The organism is Bacteroidota bacterium, from assembly GCA_030706565.1.
GTDB lineage: Bacteria > Bacteroidota > Bacteroidia > Bacteroidales > JAUZOH01 > JAUZOH01.
Genome location: JAUZOH010000485.1, coordinates 1 through 2629 on the forward strand (window position 1 = coordinate 1; position 2629 = coordinate 2629).

Consider the following 2629-nt stretch of genomic DNA (forward strand, 5'->3'; position numbering starts at 1 on the left):
AAGGAGATAAATTATGAAAATGGAACTTAAGAAGAATTTTCGTTATTCGTTAATTGTTCCCACCAGTATGGGTGTTCGTATCACCCCAGCCAACGGACAACCGGTTAATAGCAGTGATACCTTTTTTATGCAGGCCACCAGTGCAGAGACTAACGTTGCCAGTATAGCTTCATACCTCGGACTTCCCGTAAAAGTATTGACTACTTTTGTAAAGGACAGTCCCATTGCTCAATTTATAAAAAATAATCTTGCCAGCCGGCACATGATGTACGAAGGCAAAGAAGTACCACAAGGCGGACCCTGGGGCTACCGTCACCAGTTTAATATCGCAGACAGCGGGTTCGGTTCACGTGGCCCGAGAGTACAAAACGACAGGGCTGGTGAAGTTGGCCGCACCCTCAATGCAAACGATTTCAATCTTGACAAAATCTTTGGAGAAGAAGGTGTACAGATCGTCCATTTATCCGGATTGATTTGCGCATTGTCGCCCGAAACCAGTAAATTTTGCCTGGAGCTTGCAAGAGCAGCCAAAAAATATGGTACCCGCATATCCTTCGACCTCAACTACAGGGCTTCGTTCTGGAAAGGCCGCGAAAAGGAACTCAGTGAAATTTTTGCCGAAATTGCCAGTATCTCCGACATCCTGGTAGGTAACGAAGAAGACTTTCAGCTTTGCCTGGGTATCAAAGGGCCAGAAGCAGGCGGTAAAGACATCGCAGCCAAAATCGAAAGCTTCAAAGAAATGATTACCCGCGTGAAGAAAACCTTCCCCAACGCCTCTGTATTCGGGACCACCCTGCGCGAAGTGGTTAACACAAACACCCATCGCTGGGGAGCCATCATGCTCGAAGGCGAAAACTGGCAGGTAATTGAACCCCGTGAAATCCACGTTCTCGACCGCATTGGTGGCGGTGATGGTTTTGTCGGTGGTATGCTTTATGCCATCCTCAAAGGCTGGGAACCTGAAAAATGGATACAGTTCGGCTGGGCAAGCGGTGCGCTGGCCACTACCTTCCTGACCGACTATGCACAACCTGCCGACGAAGAAATGATCTGGAGCATCTGGGAAGGTAATGCACGGGTAAAACGGTAATATTTATTTCATAAAAAATGTTGTAGAGGCGCAATATCCTGTGCCTCTATAACATTTTTTTATTTTGCAGAAGTTTTAATGCCTGAAAGGGGTATTTACCCTGAACCTCCCGCGAATTGAATCGAGTTTGTTGATCAATGGCCTGATCGGCTGAATTGCCGCCGAGTCCCCCATGCCAAACCTGATATGATGATAATAAGAACCCTGACGAACCGTGATCCAGGTATCGCAACCATCAAGGCAAATATCACAACTGTTCAGGTTAATCTTTTGGAATTCGTTCAGGTCAAGTTTTGAAACCAAGTTGTCCCAGTCCTGTTTATTCGTTAACGTATCAATCTTGATTTCATTCGAACTGCTGCAGTACCTGCCGTTATAATCATAATGAGTCTTATCCTCAGCAATTACCAAGGAGTCCTCCCCCACGCACCATCCGCAAACCGTTCCTATCGTAATTTCCAGCTTGTTATTTTCATTCTCTTTCTTGCAGGAAGAAAAAAGGATTAACAGAATAAATCCAAGGTTAATTAGAAATATCTTCATCATATTTTTTTCTTTAAGATAAATTTCAGGTCAATTTGGTTGCTTCAATTTTTCCAAATCCCAATTTCCTTTTGACAATTCACAAACAAAAGCGATGTTAAAGGATCTAATAAATTTAATTATTATTAAAAAACAGAAATACAATATATTAACTTTATCGTAGGGATTTTTAAATACATTTCGTATAATCACGAAATATATTTCATATATTTGCGAAATATAAAAATAAAAAAATGAGTACAGTCATTAAAATTTTGGGAATGGGTTGTTGCAACTGCAAAAACCTTGAAAAGGCCACACGGAACGCAGTAGCCGAACTAGATATCGATGCGGATATTGAAAAGGTAGAAGATATTCAAAAAATTATGGGATACGGTGTCATGAGCACACCGGCCTTGGTAATTAACGAAAAAGTGGCTTTATATGGCCGGGTTCCCAGTGTACCTGAATTAAAGGATATTATTAAAAAATTTATATCATGACTAAGGAAAGCATGGCTTTTGCACAGGAAGATGAAATGATTGCCCGGTTTGCAAAAGCGCTTAGCCATCCTGCACGGGTATATATTATGCGTGAACTTTCAAGTTTATGCGGTTGTTGTACAAGCGGGGAATTTTTTAAGAACCTTCCCATTGCAAGATCCACCATTTCCCAGCATTTAAAGGAACTGAAACTTGCCGGATTAATCCAGGGACAAATCACCCCGCCTTACATCAAATATTGCGTTAACCGTGAGAATTGGGAACTTGCCCAAAAATATTTTGGAGAATTATTTAAACAGTAATTATTTATCAAAAACATTTCGTGTTTTTGCAAAATCAAGAAATATCATATTTAAATCCTTAATTCAATAATTTATGAAAAACATTATTCTCTTGTTCGCCATTATCTTTAGCATGACCTACACAGGCTATAGCCAACAAAACAGAAAATCAAATCCCGGTATTCAGACAAAAGTAATGGTGTATTTTTTTCATGGCACTCATCGTTGCA

General features: G+C 40.9%; 4 protein-coding genes. 3 read left to right on the forward strand and 1 reads right to left on the reverse strand.

The genetic code is table 11. The annotated features are described in order from the left end of the window. The first annotated feature begins 19 nt into the window (after positions 1-19). A complete protein-coding gene (locus tag Q8907_15850) occupies positions 20-1093 on the forward strand; it encodes a PfkB family carbohydrate kinase (protein MDP4275742.1) in 1074 nt (357 codons plus the stop codon). Positions 1094-1168: 75 nt separating this feature from the next. Here Q8907_15850 and Q8907_15855 read toward each other — a convergent pair whose 3' ends face one another. Beyond that, on the reverse strand, positions 1169-1639 hold the full coding sequence (locus Q8907_15855; GenBank protein ID MDP4275743.1) for a hypothetical protein: 471 nt from the start codon (positions 1637-1639) through the stop codon (positions 1169-1171). Between the two features lie 230 nt (positions 1640-1869). Between Q8907_15855 and Q8907_15860 the strand changes: the two genes are divergently transcribed. Both Q8907_15860 and Q8907_15865 read left to right on the forward strand, forming a co-directional pair. Further along, positions 1870-2118, forward strand: coding sequence for a thioredoxin family protein (locus Q8907_15860; GenBank protein ID MDP4275744.1), 249 nt, complete (start codon positions 1870-1872; stop codon positions 2116-2118). Beyond that, complete coding sequence (locus tag Q8907_15865) at positions 2115-2420, forward strand: ArsR family transcriptional regulator (GenBank protein MDP4275745.1); 306 nt, start codon at positions 2115-2117, stop codon at positions 2418-2420. The genes Q8907_15860 and Q8907_15865 overlap by 4 nt, the downstream gene beginning before the upstream one ends. The last annotated feature ends 209 nt before the right edge of the window (positions 2421-2629 follow it).